This window comes from Pseudomonas sp. LAIL14HWK12:I7 (assembly GCF_000483465.1).
In the GTDB taxonomy this organism is placed as follows: Bacteria; Pseudomonadota; Gammaproteobacteria; order Pseudomonadales; family Pseudomonadaceae; genus Aquipseudomonas; species Aquipseudomonas kermanshahensis.
Genome location: NZ_AXYZ01000004.1, coordinates 25,274 through 42,404 on the forward strand (window position 1 = coordinate 25,274; position 17,131 = coordinate 42,404).

22 protein-coding genes and 1 tRNA gene are annotated in these 17,131 nt (G+C 61.5%); 12 read left to right on the plus strand and 11 right to left on the minus strand.

Annotation, left to right across the window (positions count from 1 at the left end; translation table 11 throughout):
* Positions 1 to 19: 19 nt before the first annotated feature.
* Positions 20 to 433, plus strand: a complete 414-nt coding sequence (locus tag D886_RS0104115) for a DoxX family protein (RefSeq protein WP_027592685.1) — start codon at positions 20 to 22, stop codon at positions 431 to 433.
* Position 434: 1 nt separating this feature from the next.
* Here the strand turns inward: D886_RS0104115 and D886_RS0104120 are convergent, their stop codons facing one another.
* Positions 435 to 632 carry a hypothetical protein gene (locus tag D886_RS0104120; protein ID WP_027592686.1) on the minus strand — a complete coding sequence of 66 codons (198 nt, stop codon included), beginning with the start codon at positions 630 to 632 and terminating at the stop codon, positions 435 to 437.
* Between the two features lie 593 nt (positions 633 to 1,225).
* Here D886_RS0104120 and D886_RS0104125 point away from each other — a divergent pair.
* Positions 1,226 to 1,477 (plus strand): hypothetical protein, encoded by a 252-nt coding sequence (locus D886_RS0104125; protein WP_027592687.1) that lies wholly within the window; start codon positions 1,226 to 1,228, stop codon positions 1,475 to 1,477.
* Between the two features lie 45 nt (positions 1,478 to 1,522).
* On the opposite strand, the gene D886_RS28725 is transcribed toward D886_RS0104125, so the two are convergent.
* The 4 genes from D886_RS28725 to sohB form a co-directional block, all read right to left on the minus strand.
* Positions 1,523 to 1,702 (minus strand): hypothetical protein, encoded by a 180-nt coding sequence (locus tag D886_RS28725; protein WP_369124820.1) that lies wholly within the window; start codon positions 1,700 to 1,702, stop codon positions 1,523 to 1,525.
* 111 nt (positions 1,703 to 1,813) lie between these two features.
* A complete protein-coding gene (locus D886_RS0104130) occupies positions 1,814 to 2,038 on the minus strand; it encodes a hypothetical protein (protein WP_027592688.1) in 225 nt (74 codons plus the stop codon).
* A 445-nt stretch (positions 2,039 to 2,483) separates the two neighbouring features.
* A tRNA-Cys gene (locus D886_RS0104135) sits at positions 2,484 to 2,557 on the minus strand.
* 153 nt (positions 2,558 to 2,710) lie between these two features.
* Complete coding sequence (sohB, locus tag D886_RS0104140) at positions 2,711 to 3,730, minus strand: protease SohB (RefSeq protein WP_027592689.1); 1,020 nt, start codon at positions 3,728 to 3,730, stop codon at positions 2,711 to 2,713.
* Between the two features lie 198 nt (positions 3,731 to 3,928).
* Between sohB and D886_RS0104145 the strand changes: the two genes are divergently transcribed.
* The 4 genes from D886_RS0104145 (at position 3,929) to D886_RS0104160 (ending at position 7,061) form a co-directional block, all read left to right on the plus strand.
* Positions 3,929 to 4,642: a histidine phosphatase family protein gene (locus D886_RS0104145; RefSeq protein WP_027592690.1), complete on the plus strand. Its 714-nt coding sequence runs from the start codon at positions 3,929 to 3,931 to the stop codon at positions 4,640 to 4,642.
* 54 nt (positions 4,643 to 4,696) lie between these two features.
* The gene (locus tag D886_RS0104150; protein WP_027592691.1) at positions 4,697 to 5,014 is read left to right on the plus strand and encodes an SCP2 sterol-binding domain-containing protein; all 318 of its coding nucleotides are present in this window, start codon (positions 4,697 to 4,699) and stop codon (positions 5,012 to 5,014) included.
* Between the two features lie 188 nt (positions 5,015 to 5,202).
* Complete coding sequence (locus tag D886_RS0104155) at positions 5,203 to 6,270, plus strand: phosphotransferase family protein (protein WP_027592692.1); 1,068 nt, start codon at positions 5,203 to 5,205, stop codon at positions 6,268 to 6,270.
* 23 nt (positions 6,271 to 6,293) lie between these two features.
* On the plus strand, positions 6,294 to 7,061 hold the full coding sequence (locus D886_RS0104160; protein WP_027592693.1) for an SDR family oxidoreductase: 768 nt from the start codon (positions 6,294 to 6,296) through the stop codon (positions 7,059 to 7,061).
* On the opposite strand, the gene D886_RS0104165 is transcribed toward D886_RS0104160, so the two are convergent.
* Positions 7,062 to 7,883: a bifunctional 2-polyprenyl-6-hydroxyphenol methylase/3-demethylubiquinol 3-O-methyltransferase UbiG gene (locus D886_RS0104165; RefSeq protein WP_027592694.1), complete on the minus strand. Its 822-nt coding sequence runs from the start codon at positions 7,881 to 7,883 to the stop codon at positions 7,062 to 7,064. It abuts the gene before it with no gap.
* Positions 7,884 to 7,915: 32 nt separating this feature from the next.
* Entirely contained in the window at positions 7,916 to 8,266 is a 351-nt protein-coding gene (locus D886_RS0104170; protein WP_027592695.1) for a hypothetical protein, read from the minus strand.
* A gap of 114 nt (positions 8,267 to 8,380) precedes the next feature.
* On the opposite strand from D886_RS0104170, the gene D886_RS0104175 reads away from it, so the two are divergent.
* On the plus strand, positions 8,381 to 8,683 hold the full coding sequence (locus D886_RS0104175; protein ID WP_027592696.1) for an RcnB family protein: 303 nt from the start codon (positions 8,381 to 8,383) through the stop codon (positions 8,681 to 8,683).
* Position 8,684: 1 nt separating this feature from the next.
* On the opposite strand, the gene D886_RS0104180 is transcribed toward D886_RS0104175, so the two are convergent.
* A complete protein-coding gene (locus tag D886_RS0104180) occupies positions 8,685 to 9,845 on the minus strand; it encodes a GGDEF domain-containing protein (protein ID WP_027592697.1) in 1,161 nt (386 codons plus the stop codon).
* A gap of 224 nt (positions 9,846 to 10,069) precedes the next feature.
* Between D886_RS0104180 and D886_RS0104185 the strand changes: the two genes are divergently transcribed.
* The 4 genes from D886_RS0104185 (at position 10,070) to D886_RS0104200 (ending at position 14,249) form a co-directional block, all read left to right on the plus strand.
* A complete protein-coding gene (locus D886_RS0104185) occupies positions 10,070 to 10,255 on the plus strand; it encodes a hypothetical protein (RefSeq protein ID WP_027592698.1) in 186 nt (61 codons plus the stop codon).
* A 74-nt stretch (positions 10,256 to 10,329) separates the two neighbouring features.
* A complete protein-coding gene (locus D886_RS0104190; protein ID WP_027592699.1) occupies positions 10,330 to 10,716 on the plus strand; it encodes a glycine zipper domain-containing protein in 387 nt (128 codons plus the stop codon).
* A gap of 140 nt (positions 10,717 to 10,856) precedes the next feature.
* Positions 10,857 to 12,686: an SLC13 family permease gene (locus D886_RS0104195; protein ID WP_027592700.1), complete on the plus strand. Its 1,830-nt coding sequence runs from the start codon at positions 10,857 to 10,859 to the stop codon at positions 12,684 to 12,686.
* Positions 12,687 to 12,824: 138 nt separating this feature from the next.
* The gene (locus tag D886_RS0104200) at positions 12,825 to 14,249 is read left to right on the plus strand and encodes a GGDEF domain-containing protein (RefSeq protein WP_027592701.1); all 1,425 of its coding nucleotides are present in this window, start codon (positions 12,825 to 12,827) and stop codon (positions 14,247 to 14,249) included.
* A 1-nt stretch (position 14,250) separates the two neighbouring features.
* On the opposite strand, the gene D886_RS0104205 is transcribed toward D886_RS0104200, so the two are convergent.
* A complete protein-coding gene (locus D886_RS0104205) occupies positions 14,251 to 15,012 on the minus strand; it encodes a TSUP family transporter (RefSeq protein WP_027592702.1) in 762 nt (253 codons plus the stop codon).
* A gap of 98 nt (positions 15,013 to 15,110) precedes the next feature.
* Between D886_RS0104205 and D886_RS0104210 the strand changes: the two genes are divergently transcribed.
* On the plus strand, positions 15,111 to 16,016 hold the full coding sequence (locus D886_RS0104210; RefSeq protein WP_027592703.1) for a LysR family transcriptional regulator: 906 nt from the start codon (positions 15,111 to 15,113) through the stop codon (positions 16,014 to 16,016).
* Between the two features lie 132 nt (positions 16,017 to 16,148).
* Here the strand turns inward: D886_RS0104210 and D886_RS0104215 are convergent, their stop codons facing one another.
* Positions 16,149 to 16,343, minus strand: a complete 195-nt coding sequence (locus D886_RS0104215) for a hypothetical protein (protein WP_027592704.1) — start codon at positions 16,341 to 16,343, stop codon at positions 16,149 to 16,151.
* 417 nt (positions 16,344 to 16,760) lie between these two features.
* Positions 16,761 to 17,114 carry an SH3 domain-containing protein gene (locus tag D886_RS0104225; RefSeq protein WP_027592705.1) on the minus strand — a complete coding sequence of 118 codons (354 nt, stop codon included), beginning with the start codon at positions 17,112 to 17,114 and terminating at the stop codon, positions 16,761 to 16,763.
* Positions 17,115 to 17,131 lie beyond the last annotated feature (17 nt).

The following is a 17,131-nucleotide window of genomic DNA, read 5'->3' on the forward strand; positions in this document are numbered from 1 at the left end:
CGTCCACTGGTATGCCGCCATGCGCTACTCCCTGTTCGATGGTCAACGCGACGTCATCATCCTGGTTGCCCGCATTCTGCTGATGATTCTGTTTGTTGTGTCCGGGTGGGCCAAGTTGACCGGCTTTGAAGGCACGGTCAGCTACATGACCTCCCTCGGCGCCCCCGCCCCTTCAGTTGCCGCGGCCGTTGCGGTGATCATGGAGTTTTTCGTCGGCATCGTGCTGATTCTGGGGTTCTACACGCGCCCGCTGGCCTTCCTGTTTGCACTGTTCGTGCTGGGCACCGCATTGATCGGCCACCCGTTCTGGAACATGGTCGACCCCGAGCGCAGCGCCAACATGACCCAGTTCCTGAAAAACCTGAGCATCATTGGCGGCTTGCTGTTGCTGGCCGTGAGTGGCCCCGGCCGCTTCTCGCTGGACCGTCGCTGACTCACGCGTCTTCGCAGTCGTCGAACCAGGCCGGGTGATCACGCTCCTCATCATCGAGGTCATCCAGCGTTTCCTCATCCTCCTCGACAGGGTCTTCGGCGCCTTGGGCGTCTGCCTCGAGGTCGATGCCGTCGTAAAGGAATTCGTGGTCGAGCAGGTGGTCATGCTCGGGCTCGTGCAGATCGTCTTCGTCGCGCATGCGGGGCGGGCTCCTGGAATGGCGGGAGGCTTGTATAGGCTGAACAGGGGGCGAGGTCAATGGGTTGCGGCTTAATGCTGAGTTAACGGAGCGGGCGCAATCTGCAGGCTCTCCCTTCAAACGTTATTTGCCCGCCTGTTCATGGCGGGCTTTTTTTGGGCGGTGATTTTTTGATAGCAGGGCGAAGGGCCTGGCTTGAGATTTTTAGCGCGTTTGAGATCGAGCGCCGCGCGGGCGGCGCTCGATCTTATAAGCGCAGAAGCTCCAACGCCTTACACTTCGCAGCCCATATACCCCCCAGAATTGAACCCTACCCACACCAAAACGACAGCTTAATGACCCCCGCTTCACGTATTACCGACAATAGGGGCGGCACACTGGCCTTGCTCCGTACGTTCTTTTAGCCCGCCCCTTGTAGGCGGGCTTTTCTTTTCTATTGCATCGCCCGACCGGCTGACCAACGAGCGCCCCCTTCAAAACGCACTAAGCTCCACTATCCGATACTCGGGTATTCGGCTTTTCCACACATTGCCCATCGTCGCTCTGGCGATTCACACCGACGTGCCGATTTTCGGCACAAAGAGGGTGCTCCAATGGCGACAATCGAGACAAAAGCGTTCGCTCGCGGGTTGCTCAAAGTAGAGAACTGCTGGCAGGCCTACATCCTGTCACGCCAATCCACCCAGGGGCTTGCCGGCCACGAACTCACGGCTGCGCAAGAAGCGTGCGACCGCGACTACATTCGGTTTCAGAACCAAAGCCAGCAGTTTTACGCCGAAGTGCGCAAGCGGGTAGGCGACGCTGAAAAGCTGGAAGCGGACTTGGCACGCTACCCACCTCAATAACGCTTCTTCAGCCGTCATTGGGGTCGCTGTGCGACCCCATTCGCCTTATCTGACGACTTTGGAGCTGGGCCACCTCGCCGATGGCAGCTTGGGGCCGACACGATCGGATGCACCAATGCCAGACGCCACTTCCTGGATGGCTCCGCCCTTAGAAAGGAATGCTTTGATCTGCTCGTCTAGCCGCAGATGGGCTTTGTGCGTGGGGGACTGATGGGAGGCATTCATGACTGAACCTCGATAGAGGAGTCACTGAAATGCAGCAACTCGTTTGTCACTATACGCTGCATCGGCCACAGAATGGGCGAAATCCCCTGCCCTTGCCACCAGAGACTACCTTTACAGGGCCTCCACTCGCCGGTCACCGGCCGGCGGCGCCGCTTTCAAGATGTGGGTAAAGCTCCCGGTCAGGCCGAACCGAAGCTCTTTGGGCATCAAGAATGTGAAGTGGATGAGCCATGACCCATCGCCGAGCAACAACGTCTCGCTTCTGTACCGAATGACTTCCGCTTCGCTAATGCCGATCGCCACAGCGACTTCCTGATTGCTTGGCTTGCGATCCATTGAGGTGACTCCCTCCGACATTGCGCCGGGAAGCCATCAATACTCCTCCAGGGTCGGAAGCGCTACTTATAAATTTGTACCCTGACATACCGCTTCATGCTGCTGTAGCCCGATCAGTATGAAACGCCATCAAAAGGCAATGAGGTAAGCAGCAACGCCCTTAGCTAAACGCCAGGGTTTCCACAAGGAAAGGTGGTCGAACAATCGGCTGGAATGACCCGCGACACCTGCAACAGCGAGGTAGACGAACCACTTTCGCAGCGCTCTGGAGAGTTTCTTTTTTGTGAATCGCAACAGTCGGTACACCTTGAAAATAACCCTGTCGCTAAAAACGGAAAAGCCCAAGACCATGCTGAGCTTAGGCGTCACGCCCCAAGGGGATTCTGTATTTTCCGCCCCACAAAGAAAAACCCCGCAGACGTTAATCTGCGGGGCTTTCGAATAATGGAGGCCGAGGTCGGAATCGAACCGGCGTAGACGGATTTGCAATCCGGAGCATAACCACTTTGCTACTCGGCCTCAAAGTCGGATCTAGCTGCTTGCGCTTTGCTATCTCCTTGAAACACTGAACCTTTTTCAAAGTTCGCTGCGTTTCGATGGGCGCCATTATGTCTTCAATCATCAAACCTTGCAACCCCCTGAACATAAAAAAATTTCAAGGGGTTCAAGGTGTTAGCGCAAGCGGCCGAGTTTGCTCCAAAGCCCCACCACGGTGTTCTCCACCGTGCCGCTGGCAGCCATGCCGATACGCTCCTGCAGGCTCTTGCGTTCGGCGTAGTGCAGGTGGAACAGGTTGGCGTTGCGGGCGCGGTCACTGAGGTACTCGTCGCTGGTCTGCAGCTCGTCAACCAGCTTGCGGTTGAGAGCCGCCACGCCCAGCCAGACTTCGCCGGTGGCCACTTCGTCGATGTGCAACTGCGGGCGATAGCGCGAGACAAAGTCTTTGAACAGCTGGTGGGTGATGTCCAGGTCTTCCTGGAATTTCTCCCTGCCCTTTTCGGTGTTTTCGCCGAACACGGTGAGGGTGCGCTTGTATTCGCCCGCCGTGAGCACTTCGAAATCGATGTCATGCTTCTTCAACAGGCGATTGACGTTAGGCAGTTGCGCCACCACACCAATCGAACCCAGCACGGCAAATGGCGCGCTGACGATCTTCTCGCCAATGCAGGCCATCATGTAGCCGCCGCTGGCCGCCACCTTGTCGATGCACACGGTCAACGGGATGCCCGCCTGGCGAATACGCGCCAGCTGCGAAGCCGCTAGGCCGTAGCTGTGTACCAGGCCGCCGCCACTCTCCAGGCGCAGCACCACTTCGTCCTGCGGGGTGGCGAGGGTCAGCAGCGCGGTGATTTCGTTGCGCAGGCTCTCAGTGGCCGAGGCCTTGATGTCGCCATCGAAATCGAGCACGAAAACTCGGCCCTTTTCTTCGGCCTTGCCTTTTTTCTGCTGTTTTTCCGCCTTGGCCTGCTGTTTGCGCAGGGACTTGAGCTGGGCCTTGTCGAGCAGGCCCGACTCCAAGCGCTCACGCAGCTCTTTATAGAACTCATTGAGGCGGGTGACCTGCAATTGCCCGCCCGGTTTGCGCCGCCCTTTACCGCGCAAACCGGCGATGGCCGACAGCACTACCAGGATGGCAATCACCAAGGTGGCGGTTTTGGCGAGAAAGCTTGCGTATTCGGCAAGAAACTCCACGTTGACTCCTTCATAGACCAGCGCCAGTTCGGCGCGTAACTGCTGCAAGCATACCGGTGCGCCTGAGGCGCTGCCAGCCGGTGTAAACGCTGGCAACACAGTTCAAACAACCTTTTCAAACGCTTGTATGTTTTTTCGTTGACAGCCTGTGTGGCACATCCTAACCTCGCAGCAACCTCCAACAGGCCGGATACCTCCGTGGGCAACCTCTACCTGATCCGACATGGCCAAGCCTCCTTCGGTGCCGAGGACTACGACGTCCTCTCGACCATCGGTGTGCGTCAGAGCCAAGCCCTGGGTGAACACCTGGCCCTGCTCGGCGTGCAGCTGGATCGTTGCGTGGCCGGCGACCTGCGCCGCCAGCAGGACACCGCACGCCTGGCCCTGGAGGCCTTGCACGCCACAGGCTGCCCGGTTCCGGCTGTTGAGACCGATGCGGCATTCAATGAGTTCGATGCCGATGGCGTGATCCGTGCCCTGCTGCCCGGCCTGCTGGCGCAAGAACCCGATGCCCTGCACATCCTGCGCAATGGCGCGCAGCATCGCAGCGAATTCCAGCGCCTGTTCGCGCTGATGGTGCAGCGCTGGCACGCGGGCGATCATCCTGCCGACGATGGCCTGGAGACCTGGCAGGCCTTCACCGCGCGCGTCCAGCGTGGCCTGCAACGTGTGCTCGAAGGCGCGGGCAGTGGCGACAACATCGCCATCTTCACCTCCGGCGGCACCATTGCGGCCCTGCTCCATCTGGTTACCGGCATTACCCCCAGCCAAGCCTTCGCGCTGAACTGGCAGATCATCAACACGTCGCTCAGCCAACTGAAGTTTCGGGGCCGCGACGTGGCACTGGCCTCCTTCAACAGCCAAGCCCACGTGCAGCTGTTGAGGGCGCCGGAGCTTGTCACCTACCGATGAGCCCGGCTTGTTGTGTCCCTGCGGACGCGAATATAACTTAATAAGGATTACGCCATGAGCGATGTAGCTAAAGCCGTCGAAGCGATGAAAGCAAAGTTCAATCCAGCCGCTGCCGCAGGCCTGGACCTGGTGTTCAGCTTCGACATCACCGACGAAGACAAAAAGTACGCCCTGATCATCAAGGACGGTACGTGTGACATCCAAGAAGGCGAAAACCCAGACGCCAACTGCACCCTGGTGCTGGACAGCGAGACCCTCAAGGGTATCGTCAGTGGCGAGACCGACGGCATGCAGGCCTTCATGGGTGGCAAGCTGCGCGTCGAAGGCGACATGATGCTGTCGATGAAACTCAGCGAGCTGTTCCCGTCCTGAGTGATGGGCACGCCGATTGATCAAAAAACCGAAGCCTGACCGGCTTCGGTTTTTTTTTGCCCGATCACATCAAGGCGATTGATCCATCAGCAACACCCTCACCTATATGACGGCTGGCACGCTTGTTCCAACGCCGGCAGGCCATTAGATTAGCCAATAGTTGTTGCGAACGAAAATAAGGAAAACGCATGACGCTCACCGATCAGTCCACCCAGGTCCGCCCCGGCGAAGAACTCGACGCGGCCGTCATCGACCCTTATCTCAAGGCCCATATTCCCGGCCTCGAAGGCTCGCCGAGCATCAGCCAGTTCCCCGGCGGGGCCTCCAACCTCACCTACCTGGTCACCTACCCCGGCCGAGATTTTGTGCTGCGCCGCCCGCCATTCGGGCAGAAGGCCAAGTCGGCCCACGACATGGGCCGTGAATTTCGCATCCTTAATCAGCTCAACAGTGGCTTCCCTTACTGCCCCAAGGCGTACGTGCACTGCACCGACGAGACCCTGATCGGCGGCGAGTTCTATGTGATGGAGCGGGTCAACGGCATCATCCTGCGCTCGGACATCCCGGCTGAACTCAAGCTCGACGCAGCCAGTACCGAAGCCCTGTGCAAAAGCTTCATCGACCGCCTGGTCGAGCTGCATCAGGTCGACTACCAAGCCTGCGGCCTGGCCGACCTGGGCAAGCCGGAAGGCTATGTGCAACGCCAGATCGAGGGGTGGACCAGCCGCTACGCTAAAGCCATCACCGAGGATGCCCCGCGCTGGGAGCACGTGATTGCCTGGCTGCACGACAAGATGCCCGCCGACCACCCACGCCCCGGCATCGTCCACAACGACTACCGCTTCGATAACGTGATACTCGATGCCGACAACCCGATGCGCATCATCGGTGTGCTGGATTGGGAGATGGCCACCCTCGGTGACCCACTGATGGACCTGGGCAACAGCCTGGCCTACTGGATCGAGGCAGCAGACCCGGCGCCCGTGCAACTGATGCGCCGCCAACCCAGTAACGCGCCCGGCATGCTCACCCGCCGACAGTTCGTCGACTACTACGCCGAGCGCGCCGGCATTCGCCTCGACAACTTCGATTACTACTATTGCTATGGCCTGTTCCGCCTCGCCGGCATCGTCCAGCAGATCTACTACCGCTACTACCACGGCCAAACCCAGGACAAACGCTTCGCCCAGTTCATCCACATGAACCGGCTGCTGGAGCAGATGGCCTTGCAGGTGACCCGCACCTCCACGCTCTGACGACAGATAACAAGGAAAACAGCATGTCCAAGACCCACTTGTTCGACCTTGACGGCAAGATCGCCTTCGTTTCCGGCGCCAGCCGCGGCATCGGCGAGGCCATTGCCCATCTGCTGGCGCAGCAGGGCGCCCATGTCATTGTCTCCAGCCGCAAACTGGACGGCTGCCAGCACGTTGCCGACGCGATCATCGCCGCCGGGGGCAAGGCCACCGCAGTGGCCTGCCATATCGGCGAAATGGAGCAGATCCAGCAGGTGTTCGCGGGGATACGCGAACAGTTCGGGCGCCTGGATATCCTGGTCAACAACGCGGCCACCAACCCGCAGTTCGGCAACGTGCTGGACACCGACCTGCTCGCCTTCCAGAAGACCGTCGACGTCAATATCCGCGGCTACTTTTTCATGTCGGTGGAAGCCGGCAAGCTGATGCGCGAACACGGCGGCGGCAGCATCATCAACGTGGCGTCGATCAACGGTGTTTCGCCTGGGCACTTCCAAGGCATCTATTCGGTGACCAAGGCTGCGGTGATCAACATGACCAAGGTCTTCGCCAAGGAATGCGCGCCATTCGGCATCCGCTGCAACGCCCTGCTACCCGGCCTGACCGATACCAAGTTCGCCTCGGCACTGGTGAAGAACGAGGCCATCCTCAACGCCGCCCTGCAGCAAATCCCGCTCAAGCGCGTGGCCGACCCCAAGGAAATGGCCGGCGCGGTGCTGTACCTGGCCAGCGACGCCTCCAGCTACACCACCGGCACCGCACTCAACGTCGACGGTGGTTACTTGTCCTGATCAGGCCTTGATCGCCTGCAAGGTGTAGCTCAAGGGCAGGCGTGACGGCTGGTGGCGCAAACGCCACTCGCCGTCGGCGCCCTTGTCCATCTGCCCAGGCAGCGCTTCCCAAGGGATGCTCGGGTGCTCGACCAGGCCGGTCAGTTGCAGCCCGTGCGCCAGCAAGGCACTGATAACCTCGCCCAGGCCGTGGTTCCACTCATGGGTCTCGGTATGGACGAGGCGCTGGTCGGTTTCGACGTACGTCTGGTCGGTGTGCCACACCGTCGGGGTTTCGTGCTCGAAGTACGGATACTCGATCAACAGGCGGTCCTGGTGGTCTTCGTTGACGGCCATCAGCATCGGGTGGCCATCGCGCAGGAACAGCCGCCCACCCGGTCTCAACAAGGCCGCCACAGCGCGCGCCCACGGCTCGATGCGAGGCAGCCAGCAGAGCGCGCCGATGCCGGTGTAGACCAGGTCGAACGTCCCCGCTGGCAGCACCTGGTCGGCGGCGTAGACATCTGACTCCACATACGCGATTGGCGCTGCGCAGCGTTCGGCCAACGCCCGCGCCTGCGCCAGCGAAGCCGCGGAAAAATCCAGACCACAAACCTGCGCGCCAAGGCGCGCGAGCGACAGGGTATCGGTGCCGATGTGGCACTGCAGGTGGACGGCCTTGAGCCCGTGGATATCGCCCAGCAGCGGCAAGTCGAAACGAACGGTTTCGGAAAGATGCGCGGGGCGTTCGACCAGCAGCTCGACCTCATAGTCTTTCGAGGCAGCGTGCAAGGGGGCGCGTTCGTCCCAGCTGGTGCGGTTGAGTTGCAGCGATCGGTCCATGGTTGACGTCCTTGTCTGCTCGTACTGTTTTATTACAGGCACGTCGCCGCAGCAGCACGCCGCTGCAGCGCCACGCCGTCATTTTTTTGCGCGTAGTAATCGACCCGCGCCCCACCCGCCTGCGGATAAACGTCCACGAACGCCTCGGCCTCGCGGGTATACACGGTGAAACCACCCTGTTTGCGCGGCTCCAGGTAGCCACTGGCATCGTCCCCGAACACCGCCTCTTCCTGCCAGCTGAACTGAATGCATTGGGCGACCAGCTCTGGCGCCTTGTGCGAATCGAGCTGCGCGGTCGGCTTGCCGCCACGTGCCGTTTCCATGGTCGCGGAAGCGCAACCGACCAGCATCAGTACTGCGGCCATCGGCAGAATCGCTCGCATGTTCAATCCTCAGGGCAAAAAAGAAGGCGACTCTAGCATTGGCGGGCACCGCGAGTGAATTGTCGGGCGCATGCTGCTGTCGCAGTAGGAACATGCCGTCACAAGGAAACCGCGATGAAAAAGCATCACCTGATACCCGCCCTGCTGCTCGCCGCCCTGCCCTGCCTGCCGTTGGCCGCTTCTGCCGCCCCGTCCGCCGAAGAAAGCATTACGGGGCCAGAAACCCACAACCGTGAACTCAAGGTGGGTGACAAGGCCCCCGACCAATACAAGCGCGATGATCAGACGGTAAAAGACTGGAAGGCCAAAGGCCTGCCCACCCCAGAAAAGGAAAGCCATTGGGTACGCATGGGCGAGCACTACGTGCTGGTGCAGATCACCAATGGGGTTGTGTTGGCGATCCACCCGGCCAGCTGAATCAACTGACCTGCACCAAGGCCGCCATGTGCACGGTGTTGCGCCCGGCGGCCTTGGCCTGATAAAGCGCTGCATCCGCCTGCGCCAGCAGGCTTGATGTGCTGTCCCTGGGCCCCGGCACACCGCACCACAGCCCGACACTGAAACGCAGCTCGATCTCATCACCGGCAAAACGCGCGGGGCTGTTGGCAATCGCTTCCCGCAAACCCTGCAGCGCGGCCATCGCCCCGCTTCTGTCGGTACCTGGCAACAGCAGCAGGAATTCTTCACCGCCATAGCGCCCGAGGCTGTCCCCCTGGCGCAAACGCTGCTGCAACTGACGCACGCAATGGCACAACACCTCGTCACCCGCCAAGTGCCCATACAGGTCGTTGATCCGCTTGAAATGATCGATATCGATCATGGCCACGGCCAGGCTGCTCTGCGCCTCGCGGGCGCGGTCCAACTCGACGCCGAAGCGTTCAAGGATCGCCCGGCGGTTGTAGGTGCCGGTCAACACATCGCGCAAGGCCAGGTGCTGCAAGCGCGATTCGCTACGCTCCTTGGCCATCAAGACCAGGCCAATGGAATACATCATCACCGTGACTGTGCCGATCGCCACCGAAATGCTCTGTTTGAGGTTGCTGGTGTCATAGCGCATTTCCACCGCCGTGCCATTGGCCACCGCCACGGCGCGCATGCCCAACCCGACCAGGCTGATCAGCGCACCGATCTGCAGCAGCAGGTGCGCCCTGCCTGGCCGCTCGACGTACCGCCTGGCCCAGTACAGGATCATCGAGCACTGCAGCATCAGCACCAGCGTCGCCAGCAACATGCGTGGTTCGAGGGTGTCGAGCAGCAGCATCAGCCCGACCAGCATGCACGCCGGGATGATGAAGATCAGCCGCCACGGGATCACTTGCTCACGCACCCGGAACAAGCTGGCCGAATAAAACGCCAGGGCCAGTGACAGCAAGCTGTTGCCCAGGCCATAGCTGAGCCACAGCGGCGCTTGCGTGTAAACGGTGTAGCAGACATACGCCAAGGCATGCACCAGCAGCCCGCAGCCGGTAAGCAGCAGGTTGTCGCGGCGGTTGCTGCGGCCGACCAGCAGCAGGCAGAAAGCCAGAATGGTCGCTACCAGGGCGACCGCGGCGAACAGCGTGGGGGTGTGGGCGATCATCGTGATTCACCGTGTGGCAGTTTGCCGTCTTGGCTGCGGCTTACCGTGCAGTCTAGGTGCCGACGGCCGGCTCGGCCATGACCGAGCGAGACAGAACAGCAGCCGGCAAGCACGCCACTCATCGCTGGCAGGACAATTTTTTGCCCGCCCAGGAAACCAAATGGATCGATCCCAGTCTGAGGAAGTGTCCCGTAAACCTTTGCGGATCAAGGACCTATATCGTGATGACCCGCCTTGCAAGCTTTTCGCTGATTGCCGCCATCCTGCTGACTGCTGGCTGCCACAGCCATCGCTACCATGACGACGACGATGGCTGGCGTGATCGCGACCGTGGCCATGGCCACCATCATCGGCATGACCGTGACGATGACGACGACCGTCAATACCGCGGTGACCGCTACTACCGCTGAAGCGTCTTTGCAACCCTGACCCGCCGCCCGCTGCGCGGCACCTTAACCTGATGATTCCTTTTGAGGTTCGTACCATGCGTCTGACTCTGCCTTCCCTTGCCCTCGGCCTGCTGCTGTGCCAGGGCGCTTTCGCCGGTGACGGTACCGCCGCCATTGGCGGTGGCCTGGGTGGTGTACTGGGTAACGTTGTCGGCCAACAGATCGGCGGCAGCACAGGTGCTGCCATCGGCGCCGGTGTCGGCGGCGCTGCCGGCAGTGCGGTAGGCGCTCGCAAGGGCAACCGCACCGAGGCTGCCATCGGCGGTGGCCTGGGCTCTGCGGGCGGTTCGCTGCTCGGTGGCAAAGTCGGCGGTTCTGCCGGCTCCACCATTGGTGCCGGCCTGGGTGGCGCGGCCGGTGGTGCCATCGGTAACCACATGGGCGACAACAACGGCAAGAAGCACCACCGTCACCGTCACTGATCCAGGCGATAAACAGGGGCCGCATAGCGGCCCCTTTTGCGTCTTAAACCCTGCAACACATCAACACACCCTTCATCCCAAGCTGGCACACTGGCTGCTAATGTCTACCGTGCCCCTGTGTGAAGGAACACCCCCTCCCCATGAACCACGAGCTGCTCTGGGTCCTCGGCCTGCTGGCCATCGTCGTCGTCCTCTTCATCATCAACCGCCCGCGCATGGACGTGGTCGCCCTCATGGTGATCCTCGCCCTGCCGTTATCGGGCATCCTCACGGTGGAGCAGGCACTGGCCGGTTTCAGCGACCCCAACGTGGTACTGATCGCTGCCCTGTTCGTGATCGGCGAAGGCCTGGTACGCACCGGCATTGCCTACCGCATCGGCGAATGGATGAGCGAACGCGCGGGCAACAGTGAAGCGCGCTTGCTGATACTGCTGATGGTGGCGGTGGCGGGCCTGGGGTCGGTGATGAGTTCTACGGGAGTGGTGGCGATCTTCATCCCGGTGGTGCTGAGCATCGCCGCACGCCTCAAGCTCTCGCCCAGCCGCCTGATGATGCCGCTGAGCTTTGCCGGCCTGATCAGCGGCATGCTCAGCCTGGTGGCCACGCCGCCCAACGTGGTGGTGCACAGCGAACTGGTGCGCCATGGCGAACAGGGCTTCAATTTCTTCAGCTTTACCCCGTTCGGCCTGGTGGTGCTGGTGCTGGGCATCGGCTACATGCTGCTCACCCGCCACTGGCTCAACGGCGAAGTGCGCAAGGACGGCCGGGTAGAAACCCGCCGCACGTTGCTTGACCTGGTACTGGACTACAAGCTCAGCGGCCGCGAGCGGCGCCTGCGCATCCGCCCGCATTCACCGCTGATTGGCCACACCCTGGGCGAGCTGGAGCTGCGTACAAAGCATGGCGCCAACGTGATCGGCATCGAGCGCCAGCACAAATTCACCACACGGGTGATCACCGCCGACTCCAATACCGTGTTGCACCAGGGCGACGTGCTGCTGCTCGACTTGTTCGCCAACCGCGACGACCTGCGCAGCCTGTGCCAGACCATGCAACTGGAGCCCCTGCATTTCAAGGCAGCCTACTTCATCGATCAGTCGCAGGAACTGGGCATGGCCGAAGTGTCGCTGCCACCCGGCTCGCAGCTGATCGGCAAGAGCGTCCTCGAGCTGGCGTTCCGTACCCGCTTCGACCTTAACGTGGTCGGCTTGCGCCGCGATCAGGTGGCCATCGAAGAGCAACTGGTGGAAGAAAAGCTGCGCCTGGGCGATACCCTGCTGGTGGTCGGCCCCTGGAAAGCCGTGCGTCAACTGCAGAGCAAACCGCACGACTTTCTGGTGCTGAGCTTGCCCGCCGAGATCGACCAGGTCGCCCCGGCCCGCACGCGTGCGCCGCAGGCCTTGTTGAGCCTGGCGGTGATGGTCGGGCTGATGGTCAGCGGCGCGGTGCCCAATGTGATCGCCGCGCTGATCGGCTGCCTGCTGATGGGCGCAGGCCGGTGCATCGACATGAACAGCGCCTACCGGGCAATCCATTGGCAGAGCCTGGTACTGATCGTCGGCATGCTGCCGTTCGCCCAGGCCCTGCAAAAAACCGGCGGCATCGACTTGGCCGTGACCGGGCTGGTCAGTGTGCTGGGCGGGGCCGGCCCCAGTGCCATTCTTGCCTGCCTGTTTGCCGTGACGGCGGTGATCGGCCTGTTCATTTCCAACACCGCCACTGCCGTGCTGATGGCGCCGGTGGCAATCAGCACGGCCACGCAACTGGGCATGTCGCCCTACCCCTTCGCCATGACCGTGGCCCTCGCCGCATCGGCTGCGTTCATGACGCCCGTTTCGTCACCGGTCAACACCCTGGTGCTGGGCCCGGGGCAATACCGGTTCGGTGATTTCGTCAAAGTCGGCGTGCCATTCACCTTGCTGGTGATGCTGGTGACTGTGGTGATGGTCCCGTGGTTCTTCGGCTTGTAAGGAAATCGACTGGGGATACCGGCAATTTGGCATTATCTTGCAGGATCGCGGCAGATTGACATCAAGTACCCTGTCGAAACACACTGACACGTAATTGCCCCAGGTGCTTCAAGCCGTTGTCCTGGATTTCGTTTCCGCTTGCCGGTCGAGTTCATGGTTTTTCCAGCCCAATCGCGCTTGTTGCCCTATGTCGCGCTGCTTTGCCTCACGTTTGCCCTGACCCTCGGCGGCATCCTGGCACGCCCCATCGAGTCCCTCTCCCTGTTCTGGCCGGTGAATGCGGTATTGGTCGGCGTGCTGTTGCGCTACCCCCGCCAGGCCAACGCCCTCGGCTTCATGCTGGTGTGGCTGGCCATGGTGCTGGCCGACCTGCTGTGCGGCAGCGCCTGGAAGCCGGCGTTGTGGTTCAACCTGTGCAACCTCGGCATGGTGTTCACCGTGTGGCAGTTGTTGTCACGCGTGCCGCGCCTGCACCGACGCATGCGCAGCCCGCATGGCGTACTCAGTGTGTTTGCCGCGTGCGCCGCTGGCGCAATGGTTGCCGCGAGCCTGGCCTCGGTGATGGCCGCACCGTGGTTCGAGCAATCGCTGCAGGCCACCTGGCTGGCCTGGTTCAGTGAACAGTTCTCGACCGGCGTACTGGTGCTACCGGTGCTGCTGTCGGCGCCCTCGGTGCGGGCAATGGTGCGCAGTGGCGCCCAAGCAGTGCGTTTGCCGCCGCTGCTGGTGCTGCTTGGCTCGCTGGCCTTCAGCATCGCCTTCGGTGGGCCAGGGGCGATTGCCTTCCCGATCGCCGCCCTGCTGTGGTGTGCCTGGACCTACCCGCCGTTTCTGGTCTCGATGCTGACGCTCACCGCCGGCAGCACCCTCATCGTCGCAGTCGCGCAAAACCTCATGCACTTCAGCGTGCCGCAGAGCGAACCCGGGGTCACCACCCTGATGTCGGCGCGCCTAGGTATCGCCATGCTGGTGCTCGGGCCGCTGGTGGTGGCCTGCGTCAGCCAGGCCAACCGCAGCCTGATGGCACGCCTGGCGCACCAGGCCACCATCGACCACCTGACCGGGGTACTGACCCGCAGCGCGTTCACCCGCCGCGCCAATGCACTGCTCGACAGCCGCCAGCAACATGCCCAAGCATTGCCGCTGACGTTGATGATGCTGGATATCGATCACTTCAAGGCGATCAACGACGCGCATGGCCACGCTATCGGTGATCAGGTACTGCGCCAGTTCGCCCGCACCCTACAAGACCAGTTGCACGAAGGCGAACTGTTCGCGCGCATGGGCGGCGAGGAGTTCGTCGTGATCCTCCCAGGCCTTGCGCCAGATCGCGCCAAATTCACTGCCGAACGCCTGCGCCGGGCCGTACAGGACCTGCACGTGGTGCACGCCGACCATCGCCTGCAGATCACCGTGAGCATCGGCCTGGACGGCTGCGCCGCCGACACCCCGGCGCCGAGCCTGGACGAGCTACTGGCGCGCGCTGACCAGGCGCTGTACCGGGCCAAGGCGCATGGCCGCAATTGTGTTGAACAGGCCGAGGCACAGCGCCAGGTGGTCTGACTCAACCGGCCAGCAAATCCCAGGACAGCTTGGCAATCAGTACGCACAGCAAAATCAGAAACAACCCACGCACGAAACCTGCGCCCTTGCGCACCGCCAGCCAAGTGCCGGTCAATGCACCGAGGATGTTGCAGGCCGCCATGGGCAAGGCGATGGCATACAGTACGTTGCCCGACGGCACGAAGAACACCAGCGCCGCCAAGTTAGTGGCGATATTCACCACTTTGGCCGAAGCCGAAGCGTGCAGGAAGTCCAGGGCAAAAAAACGAATGAACAGAAAGATCAGGAAGCTGCCGGTCCCTGGCCCGAACAGGCCATCGTAAAAACCAATGGCCCCACCGATCAACACCGCCAGGCATTGCTCCTTGCGGCCGATCTGCGTGGGCTTGTGCAACGTGCCGAAGTCCTTTTTGCAGAACGTGTAGATCGCCATCAGCACGATCATCACCAGCACGGCCGGGCGCATCACGCTGGGCGGCACCAGCGATACCGTGGCGGCGCCGGCAAACGACATGACAAAGGCACTGAGCGCCGCGGGCACGATCAGCCCCCAGTCCAATGTGACCTTGCGGATGAACGAGCGAGCCGCAAAGGCAGTGCCGCACACCGAGGCCAGTTTGTTGGTGCCCAGCAAGGCCGCCGGTTGCGCGGTGGGCAGCACGTTGAACAGCGCCGGGATCTGAATAAGCCCGCCACCGCCTACGGCGGCATCGATCAAACCGGCGGCAAAGGCGAACACAGAAAGTACAGCGATATCCATCATGACGCGGCTCCAGGCAGTAAGACAGGCTGCAAGGCTAATCAAAGTGCCGCGCTTGTGTTGAAATGCCACATTGCGAAAACTGCAATGAGGAGCAGGCAATGGCCTTGGACATGCTGCGGGAGATTCAGGCGTTCGTCAGTGTTGCCCACAAGCGCAGCTTCGTCGCTGCGGCACGCGCCCTAGGGCGTTCACCCAGCGCAGTAACCCGAGCGGTGCAAACGTTGGAGGACAACGCCGGCAGTAAACTGCTCAACCGCAACGCCAACGCGGTGACCCTGACCGAAGCTGGCGAGCGCCTGCTCCCCCATGCCGAACGCTTGCTGGATGTGCAACGTGATGCAGTCGACGAGTTGGCCGCGCTAAGCGGTAGCGCCCAAGGCTGGATCCGTTTCGCCGTGCCGCAATTGCTCGGTGAGCATGTGTTGCCCCGGGTACTCGCTGAGTTTTCCCAGCGTCATCCACAGGTGACCCTGGACGTGCAGTACAGCGATGCCGCCCTGGACCCGCTGCTGGACAAGTTCGACTTCGTGGTGCGCGGCGCCTTTCCGCAATCCAGCGAACTGATCGGCTATCCGCTGTGGGGTTACCAACGCCATCTGTATGCAAGCCCTGCTTACCTGGCCAGCACCGGCAACCCGCAACACCCAGAAGACCTGGAGCGCCATGCACTGATTCTGCATACCGCCCCACGCATACTCAAAGCCTGGCATTTCTGCCGAGATGGCCAGATCACCAGCCTGCGCCCAACGCCACGGCTTCGGCTGGGTTCTGGCGATGCGGTGTACCACAGCACACTGGCCGGGGCCGGTATCGCCCGCCTGGCGGCCTGGGTGGGCGAAACTCAGGTCAAGGCCGGGCGCCTGGTGCGGGTGTGCCCGCAATACCGCTTGACCTCAAGCACCGGCCAAGACCCGCAAATGCACGCGCTGTACCCGGCCGGCGAGTTGCCCGCGCGGGTTCGTGAACTGCTGCAGGCCCTGCGCCGCGCCGGCCTGTCGGCGTGACGGCGAGGACTCAAAAGGACTGTTCAAATTCTGCTCAATTTAACAGAGCCCGCTTCCGGCTTGGCTTGCAGCATTTTATCCACAGACCTACCCACGTTTTTTGTGGACAGATTTCCCAGCGCAAAGAACGACTTATCGCACATGCAGCAACGCTGTATTGGCCAGCCTGACCAACTCGATCCACTCAAGCGTGCTGATCTCACCCGCCTGTTCCAATACGCCTGCGCTTCGCAGTGCCTCGTCGTACGCGTCCTCATCGAGCGTGCCTTCAGCGAGAAAACGGCTACGCCACTCCAGCATGGCTGAAGTGCCTTTCTTGCATTCCATGTGTGTTTCGACTCCAAGGCAAAAGACCGGCCCATCAACGTGGGCCGCAGGACGGCGGCGGGAGATTACACGAGCCATTCGCACTTGAGAATTACTTGCAGGTACCACTGATCAGTCATGGTGAATGAACGGGGTAGCCGGGGGCGCAGGCGGGTGGGCCCATCTGGCGAATCAGACGGGCCGCGAAGGGAGGAGTCGGGTGAAAGTCAGCTTGGCGGAATGGTGCCCAAAATACCTATCAGAATGGTCAGGAGCAGAAAACCACCCAGGAACAGCGTCAGCTTGCCCATCGGAACCTCTACAGTGTGATGCGGGGATGGGCCTATTGTCGGTCCATGGCTGATACGGTTACAGATGCAGGTTTGTAGAAAAAAAGCGGATCAGATGCCAGTGATCAGCACCGTGGTGCGCCCCACCTCAACTCAGTTGCTCCAGTTTTGTCAGCGGCAACCAACCGAACTCATCATCGTCATGGCGCCGGCACCACATCCAGCCATTGAGCGAGCGCACCTTCTGCACCAGTTGCCCGGGGTCGGCATCCAGCTCATGGGCCGAGTAGTGATCAAGCGCCCTGCCTTTCTCCACACTGAACCGCTCGATCAATTGCGCCGGCACCCACCCCGGCTCCTGCCCAGGGCATGAACACAAGTACCAGTCCTGCCAGCCCGGCTCCCCTTCATAGCGCGGGCCGATATCCAGCAGCGTGCCCTTGGCAAAACGAATCGGCCTTGGGTATTCGCTGCGGTGGCGCTCAATCACGACGTAATGCATAGGGCCTCTCCTTGGCC